The organism is Streptomyces sp. B21-105 (genome assembly GCF_036898465.1).
In the GTDB taxonomy this organism is placed as follows: domain Bacteria; phylum Actinomycetota; class Actinomycetes; order Streptomycetales; family Streptomycetaceae; genus Streptomyces.
In genome coordinates this window covers 836,953-859,887 of record NZ_JARUMJ010000001.1, presented here as the reverse complement: position 1 = coordinate 859,887, position 22,935 = coordinate 836,953, and the positions used below count along the sequence as shown (strand labels likewise).

The 22,935-nt window shown below is 75.3% G+C and carries 14 protein-coding genes; 4 read left to right on the top strand and 10 right to left on the bottom strand.

Going from position 1 to position 22,935, the window contains the following annotated elements; genetic code table 11:
* Positions 1-78 precede the first annotated feature (78 nt).
* Entirely contained in the window at positions 79-1,647 is a 1,569-nt protein-coding gene (locus QA802_RS03550; protein WP_443042257.1) for an acyl-CoA carboxylase subunit beta, read from the bottom strand.
* A 289-nt stretch (positions 1,648-1,936) separates the two neighbouring features.
* Between QA802_RS03550 and QA802_RS03545 the strand changes: the two genes are divergently transcribed.
* Positions 1,937-3,397, top strand: coding sequence for a cytochrome P450 (locus QA802_RS03545; protein ID WP_334518057.1), 1,461 nt, complete (start codon positions 1,937-1,939; stop codon positions 3,395-3,397).
* A 137-nt stretch (positions 3,398-3,534) separates the two neighbouring features.
* Here the strand turns inward: QA802_RS03545 and QA802_RS03540 are convergent, their stop codons facing one another.
* The 8 genes from QA802_RS03540 to QA802_RS03505 all read right to left on the bottom strand — a co-directional run bounded on the left by QA802_RS03540 (position 3,535) and on the right by QA802_RS03505 (position 18,237).
* Positions 3,535-4,074, bottom strand: a complete 540-nt coding sequence (locus QA802_RS03540) for a DinB family protein (protein WP_334518055.1) — start codon at positions 4,072-4,074, stop codon at positions 3,535-3,537.
* 71 nt (positions 4,075-4,145) lie between these two features.
* The gene (locus QA802_RS03535; protein ID WP_334518053.1) at positions 4,146-6,056 is read right to left on the bottom strand and encodes a hypothetical protein; all 1,911 of its coding nucleotides are present in this window, start codon (positions 6,054-6,056) and stop codon (positions 4,146-4,148) included.
* The gene (locus QA802_RS03530) at positions 6,053-9,982 is read right to left on the bottom strand and encodes a vWA domain-containing protein (protein ID WP_443042256.1); all 3,930 of its coding nucleotides are present in this window, start codon (positions 9,980-9,982) and stop codon (positions 6,053-6,055) included. The genes QA802_RS03535 and QA802_RS03530 overlap by 4 nt, the downstream gene beginning before the upstream one ends.
* A gap of 146 nt (positions 9,983-10,128) precedes the next feature.
* The gene (locus QA802_RS03525; protein WP_334534302.1) at positions 10,129-11,304 is read right to left on the bottom strand and encodes an ATP-binding protein; all 1,176 of its coding nucleotides are present in this window, start codon (positions 11,302-11,304) and stop codon (positions 10,129-10,131) included.
* A gap of 35 nt (positions 11,305-11,339) precedes the next feature.
* A complete protein-coding gene (locus QA802_RS03520; RefSeq protein ID WP_334518051.1) occupies positions 11,340-16,349 on the bottom strand; it encodes a hypothetical protein in 5,010 nt (1,669 codons plus the stop codon).
* Positions 16,346-17,200 (bottom strand): DUF4132 domain-containing protein, encoded by an 855-nt coding sequence (locus tag QA802_RS03515; RefSeq protein ID WP_334518049.1) that lies wholly within the window; start codon positions 17,198-17,200, stop codon positions 16,346-16,348. The genes QA802_RS03520 and QA802_RS03515 overlap by 4 nt, the downstream gene beginning before the upstream one ends.
* A 143-nt stretch (positions 17,201-17,343) precedes the next feature.
* A complete protein-coding gene (locus tag QA802_RS03510; protein ID WP_334518047.1) occupies positions 17,344-17,733 on the bottom strand; it encodes a cold-shock protein in 390 nt (129 codons plus the stop codon).
* 117 nt (positions 17,734-17,850) lie between these two features.
* Complete coding sequence (locus QA802_RS03505; RefSeq protein WP_334518045.1) at positions 17,851-18,237, bottom strand: DUF5997 family protein; 387 nt, start codon at positions 18,235-18,237, stop codon at positions 17,851-17,853.
* Between the two features lie 58 nt (positions 18,238-18,295).
* Here QA802_RS03505 and QA802_RS03500 point away from each other — a divergent pair, with 58 nt between their 5' ends.
* A complete protein-coding gene (locus tag QA802_RS03500) occupies positions 18,296-19,108 on the top strand; it encodes a LysR family substrate-binding domain-containing protein (protein ID WP_334518043.1) in 813 nt (270 codons plus the stop codon).
* 16 nt (positions 19,109-19,124) lie between these two features.
* Here the strand turns inward: QA802_RS03500 and QA802_RS03495 are convergent, their stop codons facing one another.
* Positions 19,125-19,601 carry an Lrp/AsnC family transcriptional regulator gene (locus QA802_RS03495; protein ID WP_334518041.1) on the bottom strand — a complete coding sequence of 159 codons (477 nt, stop codon included), beginning with the start codon at positions 19,599-19,601 and terminating at the stop codon, positions 19,125-19,127.
* Between the two features lie 336 nt (positions 19,602-19,937).
* Between QA802_RS03495 and QA802_RS03490 the strand changes: the two genes are divergently transcribed.
* A complete protein-coding gene (locus QA802_RS03490) occupies positions 19,938-21,455 on the top strand; it encodes an FUSC family protein (RefSeq protein ID WP_334518039.1) in 1,518 nt (505 codons plus the stop codon).
* Between the two features lie 247 nt (positions 21,456-21,702).
* Positions 21,703-22,764 carry a lactonase family protein gene (locus tag QA802_RS03485; protein WP_334518037.1) on the top strand — a complete coding sequence of 354 codons (1,062 nt, stop codon included), beginning with the start codon at positions 21,703-21,705 and terminating at the stop codon, positions 22,762-22,764.
* Positions 22,765-22,935: the final 171 nt, after the last annotated feature.

Below are 22,935 nucleotides of genomic sequence, written 5' to 3'. Positions count from 1 at the left end.
CTCCTCACGTCACGTCACGGTTCGGCCGGGGGCCGGGGGCGGCGGGTCAGGGGGCGCGGGTCGGCGGGTCGGGCCGGATCAGAGCGGGATGTTCCCGTGCCGGCGGTCCGGCATCGGGGCGCGTTTGCCGCGCAGCGCACGCAGCGCGCGGCACAGCTGGGCACGCGTGTCCCGGGGACGGATGACGGCGTCGACGTATCCGCGCTCGGCGGCGGGGTACGGGGTGCCGTGGACGGACTCGTACGCGGCGACGAGACGGGCCCGCAGCGCCTCTGGGTCGTCGGCGGCGGCCAGTTCCCGCCGGTGCAGCACGCCGACGGCGCCCTCCGCGCCCATGACGGCGATGCGCGCCGTGGGCCAGGCCAGGTTGAGATCGGCGCCCAGGTGCTTGGAGCCCATGACCGCGTACCCGCCGCCGTACGCCTTGCGCACCACCACCGTGACCTTCGGCACCGTCGCCTCGGCGTACGCGTACAGCAGTTTGGCGCCGCGGCGGATGATGCCGGCCCGTTCCTGGTGGACGCCGGAGAGATAGCCGGGGACGTCGGCGAAGGTCACCAGCGGAATGCCGAACGCGTCGCAGAACCGCACGAACCGGGCCGCCTTCTCGGAGGCGTCGATGTCGAGGACGCCGGCGGCGTGCAGCGGCTGGTTGGCGACGACGCCGACGCTGGCGCCCTCGAGCCGCGCCAGCGCGCAGACGATGTTCGGCGCGAACAACTCCTGCACCTCGAGCAGTTCGCCGTCGTCGACGACGGCCCGCAGGATGTCGCGCATGTCGTAGGCCTGACCGGTCCGGTCGGGCACCGCCTCGTCGAGCCCCGCCCCGCCGGGAGGGGCCGCGGGAGCGTACTCCGGGGGCCGCGTGAGGTTGTTGGACGGCAGGTACGACAGCAGGTCGCGGACGATGTCCAGGGCGTCCTCGTCGTCGGCGGCGAGGAAGTGGGCGTTGCCGTTGACGGAGTTGCTGGCCCGTGCGCCGCCCAGCTCCTCGGCGGTGGTGCGCTCACCGGTGACCGCCTCGATGACGTCGGGGCCGGTGACGAACATGTGCGAGACGCCCTCCACCATCACGGTGAAGTCGGTGATGGCCGGCGAGTACGCGGCCCCGCCCGCGCAGGGGCCGAGGACGACCGAGATCTGCGGGACGACCCCCGACGCCTTCACGTTGCGGCGCACCAGCTCGGCGTAGAGGGCGAGCGAGGCGACGCCCTCCTGGATGCGGGCGCCCCCGGAGTCGTTGAGCCCGATGACCGGACAACCGGTCTTCAGTGCGAGGTCCATCAGGGCCACCGTCTTCTCGCCGAAGGCCTCGCCCATGCTGCCGCCGAATACGGTGGAGTCCTGCGCGAACACACAGACGGAACGTCCGTCGACCGTGCCGTACCCGGTGACCACCCCGTCGCCGTCGGGCCGGCGGGCGCCGTCCCCCGTCGACCGGGCCCGGACGAACAGGCCGGTCTCGGTGAAGGACCCCTGGTCCAGCAGCCGCTCGATCCGCTCCCGCGCGCCGAGCGCCCCGCGTCTGCGCGGTGGGACCGCCACCGCGGCCCGCTCCTGACGGCATGCCAGGTCCGCGATACGCGCGGCGGTGCCGTCCGCCGAACCGGTCGTGGTCGCCTGGGGAGTTGTCGCCTCTCGCGTCACAGCCACCTCCGAAAGTGGTTCTCGAATATGGCAGCGACTCCGCGGTGACCCCCAGCGATCGCCCTCGCGTTTGCGTGAGATGAGTGCCGGCGGGCGCGGCTTCGTCCTGCCGTGACAAGCAATCGCCGATCCGGCGCCTTCGGTCGCTCGCCGTCCGTGGGCTCCTGACGGGTGTTCCGTCCGAGCCCCGGCCGTTCCCCGCGGCCGGCGCCTGGGATAGGGTCCCCCCGGTTCCGGCTGCCGATCGACGACGCGCCGGTATGGGGAGTGCCAAGGGGGCGGCAGAGCAGTGGAATCGCAGGTGGACGACGGCGGATCCGTGGACCTCGACGGCGCGCGGTTGGAGACGATGACTCTCGAACCGCTCCTGACCCGGGACTACGAGACACGCCCCTCCCTCGTGTACGAGCGGTTGCGGCAGCGTCACGGCCCGGTCGCGCCGGTCGACCTGCTGGGCGTGCCCGCCTGGCTGGTCCTCGGCTACCGGGAGTCGCTCGAGGTGCTCCAGGACGACGCCGCGTGGCCGAAGGGGCTGGAGAACTGGCGGGCGCGCTCGGAGGGCAGGGTGCCGGCGGACTGGCCGCTCGGACCGTCCCTCGAGGTCAACCACGTGCTGATCCAGGGCGGTCCCGGCTATCCGGCGCTGCGCACGGCGTGGGACGCGGCGCTCAAGCCGTTCCAGGACCCGCGGCACCCTCAGGCCAAGCGCCTGAAGACGGCCGTCACCGCGTACGCCGACGAGCTGATCACTCTGGTGGGCCAGGCCGGCGGCACGGGCCTGGCGGATCTGTCCGCCCAGTTCGCCCGCCCGCTGCCGCTGATGGTCGCGAGCCGTCTGCTCGGGTTCCCCGGGTCCCAGGGCGACGACGCGCTCATGGACATGTGGCGGGTTCTGGACGCGGGACCGGACGCCGAACCGGCCCTGGACCGACTGCTGGCGGCACTCGCGGAACTGGCGGCGGTGAAGCTGCGGACGCCGGGGGAGGACTTCCCCTCGTACCTGCTGGCGGCGCACCCCGACCTGTCGCTCGACGAGCTGGCCCGTGAGCTGTTCATGCTGCTGGGCATGACCTCCGACCATGTCGGGATCCTCATCTCCAACACGGTGGTCGAGGTCATCTCCGGCGAGGGCGGCGGCGCCCGGGCAAGCCTGTCCGCGGGAATGGTCCGGGAGAGCATGAACCGGGTGGTCATGCGCAAGCCGCCGCTGGTCAACTTCGTGCCGCGGTTCGCGGCCCGGGACACCCCGCTGGGCAACCAGGTCATCCGGGCTGGCGACCCGGTGTGGGTCTCCTCCGCGGCGGCGCACGCCGACCCGCTGTTCGCCGGTCATGTGGAGCCCGGCACCACGGTCAGCACGCGGGCGCACCTGGCCTGGGGCGCGGGCCGCCGCCAGTGCCCGGCGCGCGAACTCGCCTCGACGGTCGCGGCGGTCGGCGTGGGCCGGCTGTTCGAGCGGTTCTCCCACCTGGAACTGGCCCTGCCCGTCGACCAACTGCCGTGGCGCTCCTCGCCGTTCATGCGCGGCCTGCGCTCGCTGCCGGTACGGTACGAACTCGCCGCGACGCCGGGGCCGCAGTCGAGCCCGGCCACGGACACGGTGCCGCACGCGGAACCGTCCGAGCCGACGGCGGCGGACCCGGCCCTACCGGACCCGACATCACCGGACCCGACGCTGCCGGACCCGGCGATCCGGCAACGCTCCTCGCTCTGGCGCTACTTGACGGGTCTCATCGGCATGGGCCGCTGAGCCGGACGGCGGGTGTGGCGGGGCCACCGCGCGGGGGCGGCGCTTCAGCCGTCCCGCCCGCGCGGAGAGCCTCCGGCTGCGCGCAGAGCCGCTCCGCCCCGCGGCTGGCGGGTGCACGCCGCTGCGGCCGGCCGGCCTCAGCCCATGCTCTTCGCCCCGTCGATGGCCTCGCGGATGATGTCCGCGTGCCCGGCGTGCTGGGCGGTCTCGGCGACGATGTGCAGCAGGACCCGGCGGGCCGTCTGTCGCGCGCCCGGCTCGAACCAGGGGGCCGGCGGCAGCGGCTGCTCCGCGTCCAGGTCGGGCAGCGTGGCGAGCAGTTCGTCCGTGCGGTAGGCCGCCTCGGCGTACTCCTTCAGCACGCCGGTCAGCGTCTCGCCCGGCAGCATCCGGAACTCGGCGGCTCGCGCGGCCCAGTCGTCCTTCGTCATCTTCGTGAAGTCGGGCATCGCCGACGGGCCTTCGAGGATGAAGCCGACCCAGTTCCGCTCGACGGCGGTGACGTGCTTGACCAGGCCCCCGAGACACAGCTCGCTCACCGTGGTCCGCTGTCCGACCTGCTCGTCGGTGAGGTCACGCGTGGTGAAGCGCAGGAAGTGACGGCTCTTGGTCAGTGCCGCCAGCAGATCGGCGCGCTCGCCGGTGAGGGACGGGGTGGGGGTGGGGGAGTCGCTCATAGTTCTGTCCTCGGTCGATCCTGTTCCGCGGTCGAGAACCACAGTAGGAGCGATCGAGGTCAGATCCTGACCTAAAACGCCGGGGCGGTCACCCCCCTCTCGGTACCCCACGCCGCCGCGCACAGTGCTCGTTCGACCTCGCCGGTGTAGAGGGCCGAGGCCAGCCACGCGCGGGCGAAGCGGCCCGTGTCCGCGGGCAGCAGCCGGCCGAAGGCGTCGCGGGAGCGGTCCGCGGCGCCGGCCCCCAGTTCGTCCAGAAGGTCGCCCGCGGTACCGAGACCCGCACGGCGCAGCCGCGACCCGTCCCCCGTCCCGCCGCCAGGGAAGGCCAGCACCCGGCGGCCCCCGGACACGGTCTGGTGCACGCGCCGGCGCAGCAGGTGCAGGGGAGCCTCGTCCGCCACGGGTACGGCGGCCGGGGCGGGGACCGCCGTCACAGGCGGCAGATCGGCGTGCCGGAGCCGGTCCAGGCCCAGGTCCACCCGGGCGTCGGGCCGGCTCGGGTGTTCGGCGGCGAGCAGCAGCGCGCGGGGGAGCGGCCCCGGGGTGAGCCGGGCGACGATCCGCAGGCGGCTGCCGCGGGCGGCGGCCAGCAGCCGGAGATTGTCGCGGTAGGGCAGGGCAGGGTGGTCGTGGGCCGCGACGAGCCGCAGGGCACGCCCCTCGCAGTCGGCCAGCAGACAGTCGCCCGTCGCCTCCCGGACCGCGCCCGCGAGGGTCACGGTGAGGAACAGCAGGTCACGGCCACCGGCCAGGGAGTCGGCGACCTGCTCGGCGACGGGGACCGTCCACAGTCGGTCGAGCGGTTCCGCGCTCCAGTCGGCGCCGGAGGCGCGCACCGCCCGCACGCGGGCCCCCGCACCGAGCCGGCCGGTCGGGGAGACGGTCGCGCCGGACACCGCGAGGCCGGCGCGCGCCAGCTCACGGTGGGTCAGCGCGGTGTCGCCGAGCCGCACGGTCCGGTCGGCGGCGCCGGTCGCCCGGCCGGGCCCGCCAGGAGCCACGTCGGAGACCGTGTACAGGCGGCCGCCGGCGTCGGCGGTCCAGGTGACGGCGCCCGCGTGACCGGTCGTCGTCAGCACGGGCTCTGAGAAGACCCCGTACAGGCGCAGCGAACCGTCCGGGGTGTACGGCTGCCGTACCGTTCCCCGCAGTTCGGCCAGCGCCGGGCCGCTCGCGGACGGCAGACGGTGCGCCACGGCGAGGACCTCCCGGAGCGCGTCCGCCAGCTCGGGCAGCCGGTAGGCCGGGTCGGCGCAACGGGCCGCGCGCACCCCGGTGACCACGGAGACCGCCGCTGCGGCGGCCCGGGGCAGTCCCGCGAGGCGCGCGGTGTGCGCGGCCCGCAGCAGCGCCGCCTGGAGCACCGCGCCGGAGCCGTCCGTCCCGGCGTCGAGCACGGCGGCCGCCGCGTCGAACACGGCTTGTGCGGCGGTGAGTTGATCGGGGAAGGGCAGATCGGCGGTGCGCGCGTCGCGGACGGCGGGCGCATCGGAGCCGGAGGACCCATCGGGGGCGGAGGCCGCATCGGTGGCGGCGGGCGCGTAGGGGGTGGGGAGCGCGTCGGGGGTGGTGGTCCCGGCCGCCGTGTCCGGCCGCGGCGACCGCCCTCGTCCGAGCCCGCCCTCTCGTGCCGACTCGGGATGCTGCCCGGCCGGGACGGGGTCCGCGGCCGGGGCCCTCGGGGCGTCCTGCGCGACCGGCGCGGCGGAGGCGGCCGCCGCGCGGTGCAGACAGTCGGGCGCCAGCAGACAACCGCAGCGGATCCCGTCCGTGGTGGTCACCACGCCGTGCGGGGCGTGCAGTTCGAGGTCGGTGCCGTCGTCGACGGCGATCCGTACGGTGTCCCCGTCACGGACGACCGGACGGGCCGCCAGCTTGGCGACGCCGGCGTCCAGACGCTTGCGCAGCCTCGGTGACAGCGCCTCGACCAGGTCGGCGGTGACGGACGGGGCGACCGGAGGCAACAGGTCCGGGCTCATGCGATCTTCTCCCCTACCCAACGGGCGAGTTCGAGCGGACTGAGGGCGGCGACGGGCATGCCCGCGGCGACGAGCTGTCCGGCGACGCCGGTGGAGTAACGCGGTCGGCCCGTGTCGTCGAGGCTCGCGCAGCCCAGCACATGGCAGCCCGAGCCGACGAGCGTCCGCACCTCGGCGAGCAGCCCGCCGAGCGGATAGCCCTCCTCGAAGTCGCTGACGACCACGACCAGGGTCCGGGACGGCACCGTGACGAGTTCGCGGGCCTGCCGCAGACCCGCCGCGATGTGCGTGCCGCCGCCCACACTGACCTCCAGCAGCAGCGACAGCGGGTCCTCGACGTGGCCGGTGAGGTCGATGACCTCCGTGGAGAACGCCAGGAAGTGCGTCGCCAGGGTCGGCACCCCGGCCAGCACCGACGCCGTCAGCGCGGCCCACACCGTGGAAGCCTCCATGGACCCCGACACGTCCGTGACCAGGATCAGCCGCCAGTCCGCGGCCCGCCGCCCCCGACTGCGGAACACCGGGCGCTCGGGGACGACCCGCACGACGCCGTCCGGGCCGCGCCGTGCGGTCGTCAGGTTGGCGCGCAGGGTGCGCGGCAGGTCGAGGCCGCCGCCGGGCCGTCGGCTCGGGCGCGGCAGGGCCGTACCGTGCAGTGCGGGACGCAGTCGTGTCGCCAACTCCCGGGTCAGCTCCTCGACGAGCCGTCGCACAAGCGGGCGCAGCGCGGCGAGCCGGGCCTCGGGAAGCCCTCCTGCATGCCGCAGCACCGTGTGCAGGAGTTCCACCGACGGGCGCACGCTGTCCGCGTCCAGCTCCGCGAGGACGTCCTTGCGGCCCGCCGACGCGGCCGCCGCCAGCACCTCCTCCCGGATGCCCGGTCCGAACAGCGCGGCCAGCTCCTGCGACCACTCCCGCGCCCCGGGATACGGCGCCTCCCGCCCGCCGCCGGTCCCCGGGCCTGTCAGATCCCCTCTGCTGCCCTCACCGCGTCCGCTGCCGTACAGCTCGTCCAGGGCCGTCGCCAACGGGCGGGCGGACGCGGGCAGCCGGTCGGCGCGCCGCCCCAGGACGAGCCGCCACCGGTCGTCGGCGGCGAGGCGGCGGTCCTCCTCGCGGGACGCGTCCTCGGCAGCGACGGCAACGGAGGCGGGGATCGCGGGAGGGACCGCCGTAGGAGCGGGGGCGGAGGCGGCCTCCGGAGCGGGCGACATCCGGCCGCCGGCCCCCGACGGCGGCAGCAGGCACAGCGTGCGCAGGACGTCGCGCGCGGCGAGGTCGGCGTCGGCCCAGACGGCGAGCGCGACCGGGTCGACGCCCCTCGTGTCCCCGACGCGCCGGACGCCGAGACGTTCCTCGACGGAGGCGAGAAGCCGGTCGCGGGCCGCGGGGCTCAGCGTCTCGAAACCGCCCCGCAGCGCCGGCAGCCGGTCCAGGAACTCCCGGTCGGGCAACGCGGCGACACGGTCGAGCAACGGCGTCAGAGCCGGTTCCGCCGCCTCCAGCAGCGGGCCCGCGGCGGTCAGCAGCCCGCTCAACCGGGCCGTCAGAGCCGAGCGCGAGTCGGGATCGACTGCCCCGTCGACCCAGGACGCGACCCGGTCGCCGAAGGCGCGCGCGTCCTCCTGCCCGAGCAGCACGCGGACGGCTCCCGCGGCGCCGCGCATCAGCGGCGAGCCGTCGGCGGCCAGGCGGGCCAGCGCGTCGGTGAGCCGGACCCCGCCCAACAGGTCGGCACGATGGGCGAGTTCCAGCAGCGCGTGCGCGTCGGCCGGGTTCTCGGACCCGGTCAGCCCGTCCACCTGACGCACCGCCGCCGAGGTGAGCAGCTCGGTCACGGCGGCCGCCCGCGCCGTCCGCCCCTCGTCGACGCCGAGTCCCGGCACATGACCGGACCGCAGACGGTCCGACAGGGCGAGAGCGGCGAGGAGTTCGGGAAGCGTGCCGACCTGCGGCAGCACCTCGGCGACATCGTCCAGCCGCTCGTCCGCGAGCACCGGCAACCCGCACTCCGCGGCCTCCCCGAGCCCCTGGAGGATCTGGGCGGCGGTCGGCCCGCCCTCGTCCCGTTCCGTGCGCAGGCGCTCCCGGAGCACGCCCTCGGCGGCCTGGGCCGCGGTGACGCCCCGTACGCCGGCCGCCGTCAGCATGGCCGCCGTCGCCGGCGTCCAGCGCACCTCCCAGCGCGAGGTGAGGGCCTGCGCGCTGCCCGCGCCGACCACCTCCTTCGCTTCCCCGTACGGCACTCCGCACACCGTGAGCCGACGCAACAGCAGTTCCCGGCGCCGGTCGAGGTCGGACCGCAGTGGGTCGAGCCGCAGATCCCGGGCCGCGCCTGCCGAGTCCTGCGGGCCCGGCAGGCCCAGTGCGGCCGTCTCGCCCTCGACCGCAGGGGCCAGTCCGCAGCGCGGAGCGTCCGGTGCGGGCCGGCCGGTGCGGGACCCGACGAGCACCCGCTCCATCGCCCGCGCGACGGCCCGCCCGCGTCCATAGGGCTCGCCCTGCGCGAGGACCGTCTGCACCGCCTCGACCAGCTCGCCCCGGCCCGGCGCGGGCAGCCCGCGCAGCCGGGCGAGGTCCGAGGCCAGCCGACTGATCTCGCGCGCGTCCGCCGGCCCCGACGGGTGTCCGAGTTCTCGCAGCTCCACGCAGATCCGCACGGCGGCCCGCACCAGCGCCTCCTCCAGCGCCGCCGGATCGCCCGCCGCCCGCAGCACCGTCTCCTGCCACTGCGGATCCCGGATTCCCGCCGGGTACCCGGACCGTTCGTCGAGGAGGGTGTAGGCGTACGGGATGAGCGAGGTGACCCAGGCGGCTCCCCGGCCGGCCGTGTCGCCGACCGGGCCGCCGTCCGTCGAAGGAGAGGCCGACCCCTTACCGGCCCCGGCCCGCCGCACCTCCGCAGGCATTCCGCCCCGCTCAGCTCCGGCCTGCGGCTCCTGCGTCTGTCGGTCCGTGCTGTCGCCCCGCTCGGCCCCGGCCTGCCGGTCCTGCGTGTGCCGGTCCGTGCTTTCGCCCTGCGCGGCCCCGGCCTGCCGTTCTTCCGTGTGTCGGTCGGTGTTTCCGCCCTGGTGGGCTCCGGCCTGCCGCTCCTCCGTGTGCCGGTCCGTGCTGCCGCGCCGCTCGGCCCCGGTCCGCCGCACCTCAGTCTGCCGGTCCGTGTTCTCGTCCTGGTCGGCGAGGGCCGCTCCGGTCAGCGCCGGGGCGTGGAACGCGCCGACGACCACGGCGGCGCGCTCGCCGTGTGCGGTGGCCTCGGCGATCCGCGACCGCATCCACCGCTCCCGCCGCAGGTCCAGCTCCGGAACCCCGCCGCCGGCGGCGGCCTCCTCACGCAGCGCCCACCCCGTCAGCAGGGCAGCCCGGCGCAGCGCCTCGGGCGACGAGCCCGGCGCGGCAGCCTCGACGAGCCGGTCCCACAGATCGTCCCCGGGGCGGCCGGTGAGCCCGGCCCGCAGGGCACGGGTCAGTCCGAGGGCGGCCTCGCCCTGTTCCGCGCCACCGCGACCCTCGCCCCACGCCCGGTCCGCGAGCGGCAGATCGCAGGCGATCAGCGGGACGCCGTGCCGGGCGGCCCAGCGCACCGCGGCGAGCTCGGGCGAGAAGTCGGCGAACGGGTAGAACGCCGGGCCCGCGCCTCCCCGTCCGTCACCGGGCGCGGCGGCGAGCGCGACCGGCGCCCGGGTCTCCTCGTGCCCGAGCCAGCCCAGCCATTCCTGCATCTCCGCCGGCAGCTCGACGAGCACCACCTCCGGCCGCGCCTCGTCCAGCAAGGCGGGCACGGCGGCGGCCAGCGAGGGCGCGTGGTGGCGGACGCCGATGAGACAGGGCGCGGCGGGATCGGTGAGGACGACGAGAGCCTCGCCGGGGGACCTGAAGCCGCTGACGGAAGCGGGAGGACCGGGGAAGCCGAAGGTGCCGGGCAAGTCCGGGAGGCCCGCGGTGTCCCGGAGGCAAGCGCGGTCCGGGAGACCCGCGGTGTCCCGCAGGCCCGTGCGGTCCGGGAGGTCTGCGGGACCCTCGGCGGCGGGGGAGTCCGGGAGGTCCGGGGAGGGGTGGAGGGACACGGTCGTCAGCCCTCCAGGACCGTGCGCAGGTCCCACAGGGTGCGCCAGGTGGCCGACCCCTGCTCGGCCCGGCGTCGGACGGGTCCGTCCCAGTAGCCGCGCAGCCGTGCCGCGTCGGCCGGGTCGTCCTTGCGGACCACGCCCAGCAGATGGCCCGGCAGCAGACCCAGCACGTCGCGGTCCCCGGGGAAGTAGGCCGCGGCGAGGGCCAGCGCGCCCGCGACGGACACCGCCTCCGCGGTGCTCATCACGGTGGACGGCCGCTCCACCTCCCAGCCCTCCGCCGACCGCCCCTCCCGCAGGTCTCGGAAGGCGGTCACCAGCGCCTCCAGCACCGCGTCGTCGACCTGGAAGGGCGCGCCCGCCCGCTCCACCGAGGCCCGCGCCTGGCTGCGCACCAGCGCCGTCTCCGCGTCGAGGTCCGGGATCGGGCCGACCGTCTCGAAGTTGAAGCGGCGCTTGAGGGCCGCCGACATCTCCGACACGCCCTTGTCCCGCAGGTTGGCCGTGGCGATGAGGTTGAAGCCGGGCGCGGCATGGGCCAACGCGTCGCCGGTGCCCGCCAGTTCGGGAACGGCCATGCGCCGCTCGGACAGCAGGGAGACCAGCGAGTCCTGCACCTCGGGCAGGCACCGAGTGACCTCCTCGACGCGCGCTATGGCGCCCCGGGACATGGCGGTCAGCACCGGCGACGGCACCAGCGCCTGCCTGCTCGGTCCCTGCGCCAGCAACAGGGCGTAGTTCCAGCCGTACTTGAGCTGGTCCTCCGTCGTCCCCGCGGTGCCCTGCACGACCAGGCCACTGGTGCCGCACACGGCGGTGGACAGCAGCTCGGACAGCATCGACTTGGCGGTTCCGGGCTCGCCGACGAGCAGCAGCCCGCGCTCGCCGGCCAGCGTCACGACGCACCGTTCGACCAGCGCACGGTCGCCGACGAACTTGCCCTCCACCGGCATCCGGCGCGGCACCCCTTCGGGCGTCTCCGCGTCGTCGGGGAGCTTCAGGGCACGGCCCGCGCTGCCCATGACGAACGTGACCACCGCACGCGGGGTGAGTCGCCAGGCGGGCGGCCGCGGCCCGTCGTCGTAGGCGGCGAGGAACGCCAGTTCGGCGGCGTACCGGTCCTCGGGCGGGACGATCTGCCGTACCGGGACGGGGGAGGACGGGGCGGTGACGGTCATCGGCTCGCGCTCTTCCAGGGGGGACGGGACGGTGGTCATCGGCGGCGGCCCTTGCGGGTGGCGCGGGTGGTGAGCTCCTCGTAGGCCGGGGCGTCGCCGGAGCGGACGCGTTCCCACGCGCGTGTGAACAGCTCGGGCACCGGCACCAGCGGCACGGCGCGCCCGTAGGCGGGAATCGGGTAGAGCCCCTTCTTCCAGAGCTCCACCGGCAGCGCGGGGGACTTCAGGTCGAGCCAGCCGCAGGGCAGGAACAACGTGCGCCCGGCGCGCGCCCGTTTGGCCTCGACGACCAGGCCGCTCGCCGCGAGTTCGGCGCGGGCCCGCTTCGTCCGGGCCGGCTTCCAGCCGGTCCAGCGGACGCAGTTGCGGTCCGTGGGGTCCGGCAGTGCCAGCAACTGGAGGTAGAACGCCGCCGCGTCCTCGCCCAGCCCGTGGTGTGCCGCGACCTCGGCGACCAGCCCGGGTACGCCGACGGTCGGGTCCTGGGCATATCCGCAAGCCCCCGCGGGATCGGCACCGGCCGTGACCGCGCGGGTGAGATCCTCGCCGAGGAGGGTCCGCAGCGCCCACATGCCGTGCCCCCGGCCCTCGCCGACAAGCCCCTCCACCAGGCCGAACACCGGGTCGTCGGGGGTGCGCAGCGCGCCCGACCTGACGAGCACGGTCTCCCGTTCGCCGTACCACGGGCGCAGCACCAGCGCCTCGCCCGCGTGCGTCAGACCGTGCGCGTCGGCACCGCCCACGGCGGGCAGCCCGTACGCCTTGCGCAGTTCGGCCGCGGCCGAGGCGCCGGTGTCCGTCCATGCGACGTCCAGGTCGAGCAGCAGCACCGGATCGGCGAAGCGGCGGCGCAGCGCGGCGAGAGCCCCCGGCAGGAGCGCCCGCAGCGGGTGCCCGTACGGCAGCGAATAGGCGAGGCCGGCCAGCGCGGCCACGGCGCGGGTCAGCTCGCTGCGGCCGGGCAGCGCCGCCGGATCCTCCGCCACGAGGTTGCCGTCCTTGTCCGGCCGCTGGACGGTGGTGCGGCAGATCCAGGGCGTGCGCCCCGGGTTGAGGACCTCCTCGACGGCGGCGGTGGGCAGCCCGGCGAGCGAGAGCTCCCCGGCGAGGTCCTCCGGCAGCCGGACGACTCCGCCGAGCCGCTCGGCCCACTCCCGGCCGGCCGCCTCCGTGTCCGGTCCGGCCGTCCACAGGTCGCCGGGGTTCACCGGCAGCAGCGCGCCGACCAGAGCCAGCCGGTCGGCCGCTCCGACCGAGGACAACAGGGCGTCCCCGAGCTCCTTCTGACGTGGCTTCAGATCGGTCGCGGCGATCACCTCCGCCGTGAGCTGCGCAGGCCGGCCGGCGATCAGCAGAGCCGCCTGCATCGGTCCGAGTCCCCCGCCCGTCGCGTCGGTGAGCGCGTCGGGCGCCCCGGGCTGCCAGGGCGCCGGGCCCTTGTCCCGGACGAGTGCGGTGACCGCGCTCAGCGCCTCGGCGGGGAACACCGCCGGGTGCGTGGTCTCCTGCGTCAGGGTGAAGTGGGCGATCGCGCCGAAGGCGCCGGCCGGGTCGTGGTCCAGGGCGAGCCAGGACACCCGTCCGGCCTGCCGGTCGACGCTCTGACAGCCGAGCACGACGACGGTGCGGCCGTCCCGGCGCAGCACCTGCCCGACCCTCTCCTGCTTCTCGTGCGGCTCGCTCAGCACGACCTCGCGCAGGGCGCCGCCGGTGCCGGCGAGCGGCCCGTCCGCCACCGCCTCGCACAGCAGGAGCAGCGCCTCGCGGTGCGGCTCGGTCACCGTCGGCGAGGCGGCGCGGTAGGCGAGCGGTCGCAGCACGTCCAGCAACGGCGTCCACACAAGGCCGATGCCCGGAACGGTGAACTCGTCGCTGCGCCACCCGTCGGCGGCGCCCGTGGACCGGCAGGACTCGCCCAGCGGTGTGCCGTCGGCGGGGTTCCCGGACAGCACGTGGTTGAGGGAGCGGATCTGGCGCAGTGCGCTCCAGCGCATCTCGCTGCCCCACCAGCCGTGCGTGTGGGCGAGCCCCGTCGCGGCCTCGCGCAGTGTGTGGTCGTCCCCGTGCTCGGGCGCGAGGTCGGCGTACATGCCGAGGACGCGTCGGCTCTGCGCCTTCGGCCGGTCGGCCGGCGGCGCCACGAACGAGGCGGTCGACTCCTCGAGTCGCAGCACCGCGCGTACCAGCGCGGCGACGCCCGTGACGATCCCGGGGTCGTCGAGCGAGGGCAGGCCGGCGGACACGACCTGGCGGAGGACCTCGTCGGCGGTCGGCGCGACGGCCCGGGCGTCCGCGGTTCCGTCGACCGCCCCGGCCGCCGCCAGGGTCGCCCGCCGTTGCGCCAGCGCCTCGGTCGAGGCCCGCACCAGGCCGGCCGCCTGCTCGTCGGTCAGCGCCCGGAGCACGGCCGACGAGGCCTCGTCGCGCGGACGCAGCGCGTGCCAGAAGTCGACCGGCGGGACAAACCGGGTGCCGGCGGCGAACTCGCTGCCGCGCTCCATCGGCGTCACCCGGCTGAGCTCACCGGCCGCGGACGAGCCGTCGCCCGCGTACAGGGCGACCTGCCGGTGCAGGCCGACGGCCACCGGCTCGGCGCCGCCCGGCAGGCGCAGCGCGCCCAGCAACTCGCCCGGCGTCCGGCCGTCGGTCCGGGGTAGGGCGACGGTCCGGCCGTCCGGCGTGCCGGCGACCGTGCGTGCCTCGGCGCCCTCGCCCTCGGTGCGCACCCAGCGTCCGAGCACCGTGCCGTCCGTCCCGAACGGGCTCTGCTCCAGGCCCGGCCGGAGCGGCAGCACCTGGCACTGCTCCTGACGCAGCGTCGCGTCCTCCCGGATGCCGGACTGCAGGAACGCGGGCAGCGAGGCACGCCCGTGCGTGCCGCCGGCCGGGTCGTACTCGAGCCACACCTGCCGGCGGCCCTCCCTGCCCTGGCGCCACAGGGAGACACCGTCGCAGAGGACTCGCCGGCTCGCCGGCAGGACGGTGTCGCCGGCGTGCAGGGTGCGCCCGCCGGTGGCCCGTCCGCCGCTCGGCAGCGGGATCGACGGAGCGCCCGCGTCGGAGCCGCCGTACCAGTAGTGGGGGATCTGCTCGCCGCCGAGCGGGAACACGTCGGCCGGGCGGGCGGACCAGTATCCGAACTGCTTGCCGTCCTGCCGCCACATCACCAGCAGTTCGCCGTCCGTGTAGCGGAACGCCGGGCGCTGCCAGCGGTCCGGCTCCACGGGCAGCCGCAGGTCGTGCTCCAGCAGGATCTCCTGCGGGCCGACGACGAACACCTTGTGCTCGCGCGAGACGATGAGCGCGGGCCACGCCTCGTGGACGGTCATCGGGTTGTCCTGGTTGCGGCCCGCCTTGGTCTCGGCATCGAGCCGGCGCAGCGCCTCGTCGAGCGCGGGCCAGCCCAGTTCGTCGAAGATGCCGGCGCGCAGCGTGTGCCCGAGCAGCGGGGCGACCTCGTGGGCGGCGACCGCGGCCACCGCCGCCGGGCTCACCCGGGCGGCCACCGCCCGGAAGGGGCGCAGCCGTTCCAGGGCGGCCCGCGCGGCGGGCAGGCCGACCGCCGCCGTCAGTTCCCCGGCCGCGTCCTCCAGCCACTCGCGCAGGACGTCGCCGAGCACGGGGTGCGCGGCCAGACCGTCCAGCACCCCGCCGGCGAGCCGGTGGTCCTTGACGGTGCCGATGCCGGCGTACAGCAGACGCCGCAAGCGCGGGTCGGCCGCCATCGCCGTCAGGTCGCGCCGCCCGGGACCGGGCCTGCCGATCCAGCCGTCCAGGGAGAGGAAGACGACCTCGTCCGGGCCGGGCAGCGTCAGCGGCACGCCCTGCGCCGCGCACAGGTCCATCAGGTCGACGTCGGCGCCGGACCGCCAACGACCCGTGCACAGGTCCACGGGACGGCCCTGCTCGCGCAGGTGCGGCGCCATCCGCTCGACGAGGGCGAGGGTCGCCGGGGAGCGGTCGCCGACGTTCCCGCCGTGCTTGCGGTGCAGCGCCCACCGGCCGAGCCAGTCCGCCGCGTCCACCCCGGCCGCCTCCTCGCCGGTGAGGAGCCGGTCGGCCCCGCACTCCACGAGCAGCGCCAGCCAGAACTCGTCGTCCTCGACGGAGCGGCCCAGGCCGGCCGGCATGATCTCCAGCAGGCGCCCGCGGACCTCGGGCCGCTGCCCGGCGAGGACGGCGAGCGTCGGCCGGTAGGCGCTCCAGAAGGACGCGGGGGCCCGGACCGCCGCGGGCGACGCGAGCAGGTCGGCGACCAGGGCGCACTCCTCTACGACCCGGTCGAGACCGGCGGCCTTGATCAGCCCGCGCGCGTCCTGCGGCAGCGACGCGTAAGGCGGCATGCCGGCCGCGCAGCGCTCCACGGTCAGCTGCCGGAACTGCGCCCAGGCCGCGGCCGGATCGAGCCGCGCGGCCAGCGCCTTGACGTGCTCCTTGAGCGCCTTGACGGTCAGCGCCCCGGCGAAGGCGAACTCCAGGAACACGGCCCGCTGCCGCTCCTCGTCGACCGTGAGCGCGTGCACCCGCTCGGCCTCGCGGGCCTTGCCGAAGAACGCGGAGGCGTACGTCGTGTTCTCGTACTGCAGGAAGACGCGGGCCGCCTGCTCGTAGAAGGTCGGCAGGAAGTGCGGCACGGCCCGGCCGAGCCGGGTGCCCAGTTCCTCGAAGCCGTCCTTGGCGGTGCCGGGACGGGACTTGGCCTGCCGTGCGAGCCGCTCGACGTCCTTGACCAGCGCCAGCGCGTGGTGACCGTTCGCCGGATCGTTGACCAGCGCCCACGCGGGGAAGCCGAGCGTCTCCCGGCGCACCTGGCCGACCTCGGGCGTCTGCGCCCGGCGGGTCAGCCCGAGGAAGTCCAGAGCCAGGTCCTCGGCCTCGCCGAGGGTGTCCGGCACGAGCCGCACGACCGTCCGGTCGCCCAGAGCGGGATGGGTGTACGCCCGGACCGTGAGCGTGTCGGCGTCCTCGCGGTTCGTGCTGCCCGGGGGCAGGACGGCGCCGGCGTCGAGCAGCGCGGCCGCGGTGGCCTCGTCGTAGGTCGTCATGCCGCCCGCTCCTCGTCCTCGACGTCGCGTCCCGCGTACAGCGCGGCCGCCATTCGCATGCCCTCCGACCAGGCCACCGGCCCGACCTGACCGAGTTTCAGCACCCGGCCCGCGGAGTCGGTGAACACCAGGGGGCCGGTCTCCGCCTCCTCGTAGCCCTCGTAGTCGCCGACCCACACCCGGGCCTCGACGGTCCGGCCGTCCTCCAGAAGGGAACAGACGGCGTGACCGCCACGCACGCGGTAGCCGAGCTGGGTGACCCGGCCGTGCAGGAACCGCTGCTCCTTGAAGGCGCCGCCCGCGTACTCCTCGACGGCCGTGTCCTGCGCGTCGAGCGCGGGCGGACGCCTCCACACCTCGCGGAAGAGCTGCTGGGCGCGCTGCTCGACGCCGAGTTCGACGGCGAACTCCCGCAGCTCCTCAAGGTCTTCGAGGAGCACGGGGTGCGGGAGACGGACCAGGTCGGGGACGATGCGCACGGTGTCGCCGTCCAAGTCGACCAGGCCGAGGCCGCGCTCCACATCGGCGTCCCGCAGGAACCCCGCGACCTCGCCGTCGGCCCCGGTGACGACCAGGTCGCGCAGGGCGGCCTGCCAGGCGGGGTCGGGCCACACCCGCGCGACGGCCTCGAACGGCACCGGCAGCGAACGCACCATCCACCGCTCGACGTCGGCCAGGCACTGGCGTTCGTGCCTTTCCAGCCACTCGGTGAGCTGACGCAGACCCACCACCGCCGGATCGTCGGTGATCTTCGGCGGCACGACCTTCAATCGCCGTCCGGCCGCGTTGCGGCACACCACCTTGCCGTCCTCGAGGGCGACTTCGTAGTCGCCGACCGACACCCACCCCATGCGTGCCTCCCGCACCCGCAATGATCAAGTGACGGGAACTGTAGAGGAGGGCACTGACAACGGGCCCTTACGGGCGTCGACCTGGGGAAGAGCCCGGTCGAGGACTTGTGGGCAACCGCGTCGGCCGCGTCGGCCCGGCCGGGTCAGCCCTCGACCCAGCCATGGTTCTTGGCGAACTGAGCCAGCCCGGTCCGCACCTGCACGATCTGCTCGCCGGTGAGCGACGGGGCCGCCGTCAGCAGCGCCTCGGTCACGTCCCGGACGAACTCCTCCGTGCTGAGGACGTCGCACAGGACGTCGTCGTCCGCGGCGAGGGGCTTGCCGTCCTCGCCGCGCGCGAGCCGCACCCCGGACGCCTTGGGGCCGCGCTCGCCGTCCTCGATCTCGAACTCCACCACGATGCCCCGGCGCACCTGGGACTCGGGCATCAGCATGTCGTTGACGTGCAGGAAGACATCCTCCCCGCCGTCGTCGGGAGCGATGAACCCGTAACCCCGCTGGCTGTCGAAGCGCACCACACGACCAGCAACCATCCCAACCCCCAGCAACCTCGAAACACCCACGTCGGTGAACCTGCCCAGATGGTAGTCAACGCGACGGCGCGGGGGCGAGGCCCGGTGCGGAGAAGGCCGGTGCGGAGAAGGGCAGCGTCAGCCCTCGGCCCGTTCGGCGTCCCGCTTCTTGATGCGCGCGGTCTCCTTGCGGACCTCGGCCTGCGTGGCGCGTTCCTTCTCCAGCCAGTCCGGCTTCGCTTCCTTCAGCGCGTCGATCTGCTCGGAGGTCAGCGCCTCCGTCACCCCGCCCCGGGCCAGCCCCGCGATGGAGACGCCCAGCTTGGCCGCGACCACCGGACGGGGGTGCGGACCGCTCTCGCGCAGCTTCACCAGCCACGCGGGCGGGTTCGCCTGCAGCTCGTTCAGCTCGGCGCGCGAGACGTCGCCGTCCTGGAACTCGGCGGGCGTGGCGGGGAGGTACACACCCAGCTTCTTCGCCGCGGTGGCGGCCTTCATCGTCTGGGTGTTCTGCTGCGACTTCATGCCGTCCAGGGTATCGGCCGCCGACGAGAGCGCCGACCACAGCCGGTAGCCTGGCGGGATGACCGACTCGGCGGACTCCCCCTCGTTCCGGCTCGCGTACGTCCCCGGAGTGACGCCCGCCAAGTGGGTGCGGATCTGGGCGGAGCGCCTGCCCGACGTCCCCCTCACCCTCGTCCAGGTCACCCCCGCCGAGGCCGCCGACGCCCTGCGCGACGGTGTCGCCGACGCGGCCCTGGTGCGCCTCCCCGTCGACCGGACGGTGCTCAGCGCGATCCCCCTCTACACGGAGGCGACCGTCGCCGTGGTCCCCAGGGACCATGTGATCACCGCCGCGGAGGAGATCACCCTGGACGACCTCGCCGACGAGGTGGTCCTGCATCCCCTCGACGACGTCCTCGGCTGGGACCGGCCGCCCGGCGAGCCTGCGTTCGAACGGCCCGCGACCACCGAGGACGCGATCGAGCTGGTCGCGGCGAACATCGGCGTCCTGGTGGTGCCGCAGTCCCTGGCCCGCCTGCACCATCGCCGCGACCTGACCTACCGCACGGTCGTCGACGCCCCCGGATCACAGGTCGCGCTCGCCTGGCCCGAGGAGGCGACCACCGACCTCGTCGAGGACTTCATCGGGATCGTCCGCGGCCGCACGGTCAACAGCACGCGCGGGCGCGCTCAGCCGACCCCGGCGAAGGAGCGCCAGCCGCGCAAGGCGCAGCAGGGCGGCGCGCCCCGCAAGACCGGCGGGGGCGCCGGCGCTGCCCGTGGCCGCAGCGGCGGCGCGAAGTCCGGAGGCGGCGGCAGGAGCGGCGGCGGCACGAAGGGCGGCGCCGGCCGGCGCGGAACCGGCGGCGGAAAACCCCGCCGCCGTTCCTAGGGCACGGCAGACAGGGCTACCGTGCGGCCGTCCGCCCGATCGACCGCACCAGCGGCAGCAGCCGGTGCGGCACACGTTCGCGCAGCGCCACCTCGGTACGGGTGCGGACCACCCCGGGCAGGCTGATCAGCTTCTGGATCACGTCCTCGAGGTGAGCGTTGTCCCGGGCGACGACCCGGGTGATGAGGTCGCCGCCGCCGGTGATGGAGAAGGCCTCGACGATCTCGGGGACAGCCGCCAGCGCGTCGCCCACGTCGTCGAGGTGGCCCTGGGTGACCTCGATGTGCACGAACGCGAGCACCGGGTGACCCAGGGCGGCCGCGGAGAGTGTCGGTCCCGTGCCGGTGATCACGCCGTCGCGCTCCAGCCGGTCGAGGCGGGCCTGCAGCGTGCCGCGGGCGACGCCGAGCAGGCGGGCGTACTCCCGCACGCTGGTCCGCGGCTGTTCGAGAAGCAGGCGCAGAATGCGGGTGTCCAGCTCGTCCACGGCCATGTGGTCGCCCGGTCCCTTCGTGCACACACTGATCAGCGACGACAGTACCAACGGCCGGGAGGAGCGCTATCCGGCGACTCCCGACGGCGGTGGAGGACCGGGTGGCCGGGCGAGTGACCGGGGCGTATGGCTGGACCGTATGGCGGGGCGAGTGGGCCGTTGGCCGGACGGCGGCCGCGTCAGACCCGGTTCGACTGTGCCGTTGGCGCAGTGTTCCCGTCGTCGGTTGAACCATTCGCCCCTCCGGTGCTGAGATGACCCCGTCGATGGCGCTGCGGACTCCGCGGCGCCTTTTCCGTGTCGTCGGGGCATCCGGGTGGGAAAGGGCGGGGCAGGTTGTTGAAGAGGGCTTTCGTGGCGCCGGATCCGGGGCGGGTACGGCTGCGGTTCGCCTCCCGGGCCGTGCTCGGCGTCGGGCTCGCCGTCGCCCTGTGCGGAGCGGCCGGACACACGCTGACGGCGGCTGTCACAGGGGGTCTGGCCGCGCTGCTGGCCCTGTTCACGGTCACCGACCCGACCGTGCGCGGCCAGGCCGTGACGACGGCGCTGCTGCCCGCCGTCGGGCTGCCGGTGCTCACGCTCGCGGCCTTCCTGCACGACCTCCCCGTAGCCCGCGACCTGGTCTTCCTCGCCGTCGTGGGCGCCGGGTCGTACGCGCGTCGATGGGGCCCGCGGGGACACTCGCTCGGGGTGTTCGCCTTCATGACGTACTTCGCCGCGCAGTTCCTCCACACGGTCCCCGCGCGGCTGCCGGAGCTCTGCGCGGCCCTGCTGCTGTCGCTGGCGGCGTCGTCCGCGGTGCGCTTCGGCGCGTGGTGCTACGAGCGGCGCTCGCCCGCGCCGCCGACCGTGGCTCCGCCGACCGGTGGCCGCGGGCTCGCACGCGTCACGACGCGGCAGGCCGTCCAGGCGACCGTGGGCGCCGCGATCGCCCTGTTCGCCGGGCAGGCCCTTTCCGACCAGCGGTGGTACTGGGCCGTGGGCGCGACCTGGTGGGTGTTCGTGAACACCGCCTCGCGCGGTGAGACGCTGGTGCGCGGGTTCCGGCGGTTCCTCGGGACCGTCCTCGGGCTCGCGCTGGGACTCCTGGTGGCCGTGCCCCTGCACGGGGAGCCCGTGGCGTCCGCCGTGGTCGTCGGCGTCGGCGTCTTCGGCATCTTCTACACGGCCGCCGTCTCCTACACGTGGATGATGCTGTCCGTCACGGTCATGGCCAGTGCGCTGTACGGGCTGCTGGGCCTGCTCGACCCGGCGCTGCTCGCCCTGCGGGCGGCCGAGACGGCGGTGGGCGCGCTGGGGGCCGTCCTCGCGGTGCTGCTGGTCCTCCCGGTGACCACGCACTCCGTCACCGACGCGTGGGTGGAGCGCGCGGTGCGCTGCGTGCACGCCTGCACGGCCGAGGCGGCCGCGCGGCTCTCGGGCGCCGCGACCGCGGACCCGTCGCGGCGCGTGGCCGAACTCGAACAGATCCTGGCCCGCGTCCGGATGTCGTCGGCTCCGCTCGTGCATCCGCTCAGCCCGCTGCGGGCCCGCAGGGGCCGGGCCCGGCATGCGCTCGCGCTGCTCGACGACTGCGCCCGCGAGGTGCGCGGGCTCGCCGAGGTCGCCGCGGACCCGGAGGCCTCGCACGACGCCCGCCTCGTCGCCGCGTGCTGGCGGGTGGAGGCCGCGGTCGAGGCGCTCATCGCCCGGCCCGCCGGCCGTCGTCCCACCGCCACCGCCACCGCCACTGGTGCGGCGCGGCACGCCGCTCCGGCGGAGCCGGTGCTGGCCCACCTGCACGCCCTGGAACGCGCGCTCCTCGAACTCGCCGTCCCGCTGCGCCGCACCGACCAGGTGTCGGCCGGCGCCTGACACGCGCGCGTGCCGGCCTCATCGGCGGGCCGTGCGACCGTGGGACGGCGGCCGGCGGTGCCGGGGAGGTCGTCGAGCGGGCGTCGAGAAGCCGTCGGCAGGCCGTCGGGAGGCCGTCGGGTGGCGCGAAGGGCAGTCGGCGGACTGTGCGGAGCGCGCCTGGTCTAGACCCCTGATGATCGACTGCTACGGTCACTCCCGAACGGCAGCGTCAACAGCGGCAGCGGCGACCCAGGAGGCGACAGCGGTGGCAGACCTCGGCGGAAGACGACGGCGGGCGTTCATCGGCTCGTTCACGGCCGCGGGAGGGCCCGGGATCGTGGTCGCCGACGTGGACCCGACCAGCGGAGCCCTGACCCTTCTGAGCAGTGTGAACGCCATCCCCGACCCCTCCTGCCTGGCCCTGTCGCCCACCGGGGAGACGCTGTACGCGGTCAGTGAGACGGCGGACGGCGCGGTGGCCGCGTACCGGGTGACGGGCGACGTGCCCGAACCGACCGGGCCGCCGGTGCCGGTGGGCGGCAGCGGACCCACCCACCTCAGCGTGTTCGACGGGCATGTCCTGACCGCCAACTACGGCTCCGGGAGCGTCACCGCCGTCCCGGTCCGGGCCGACGGCACCCTCGCCCGCGTCGCCTCCGGCATGCTGCGGCACACCGGCTCGGGCCCGCACACGCGGCGTCAGCAGGGCCCGCACGCCCATCATGTGCAGCCCGACCCGAGCGGCCGCTGGGCGGTCAGCGTGGACCTGGGCACGGACTCCGTGCGGATCTGCACGCTGCGCGACGGCGTGCCCGTCCTGCACCGGGAGCACGCCCTGCGTCCCGGGTCCGGGCCGCGCCGTCTGACCTTCCACCCGGCGGGCCGGCACGCCTATGTCGTCAACGAACTCACGCCGACGATCACCGTCTGCCGCTGGGACGCTGCGGACGGTTCCCTCAAGCCGCTGGCCGAGGCCGCCGTACTGCCCGGCGCGCCGGCCGGGGACGCCTACCCCTCGGGCCTCGTCGTCTCGCCCGACGGCCGCTTCGTATGGGCCGCCACCCGCGGTGAGGACGTGCTCTCGGTGTTCGCCGTCGAAGCCGAGGGCGAGGTGCTGCGGCTCGTCGGGACAGTGCCCTGTCACGGGCGGTGGCCGCGGGCGCTCGCCCTCGCGGCCGCCGGGGACTTCCTCTACGTCGCCAACGAGCGCTCCGGCGACGTCACCTGGTTCACCCTCGACCCGGCGTCCGGCCTGCCCCGCCGCGCGGGCTCGGTCGCGGTCCCCGCCGCGTCCTGCGTGATCCTCGACCGACCGGTCCTCGACTGACCGGTCAGCCGCCCCCGTCCTCCGTGGCCCCGTCCTCCGCGGCCCGGTCGTCGGTTCACCTGTCGCTGCCTGTGTCGGGGCGGGTACGTCCCGCCCGCCCGGTCCGCCTGCTTGCCCGGCGCGTGACGCGAAGGGCCCCCTCCCGGGTGGGAGGGAGCCCTTCGTCGGCGT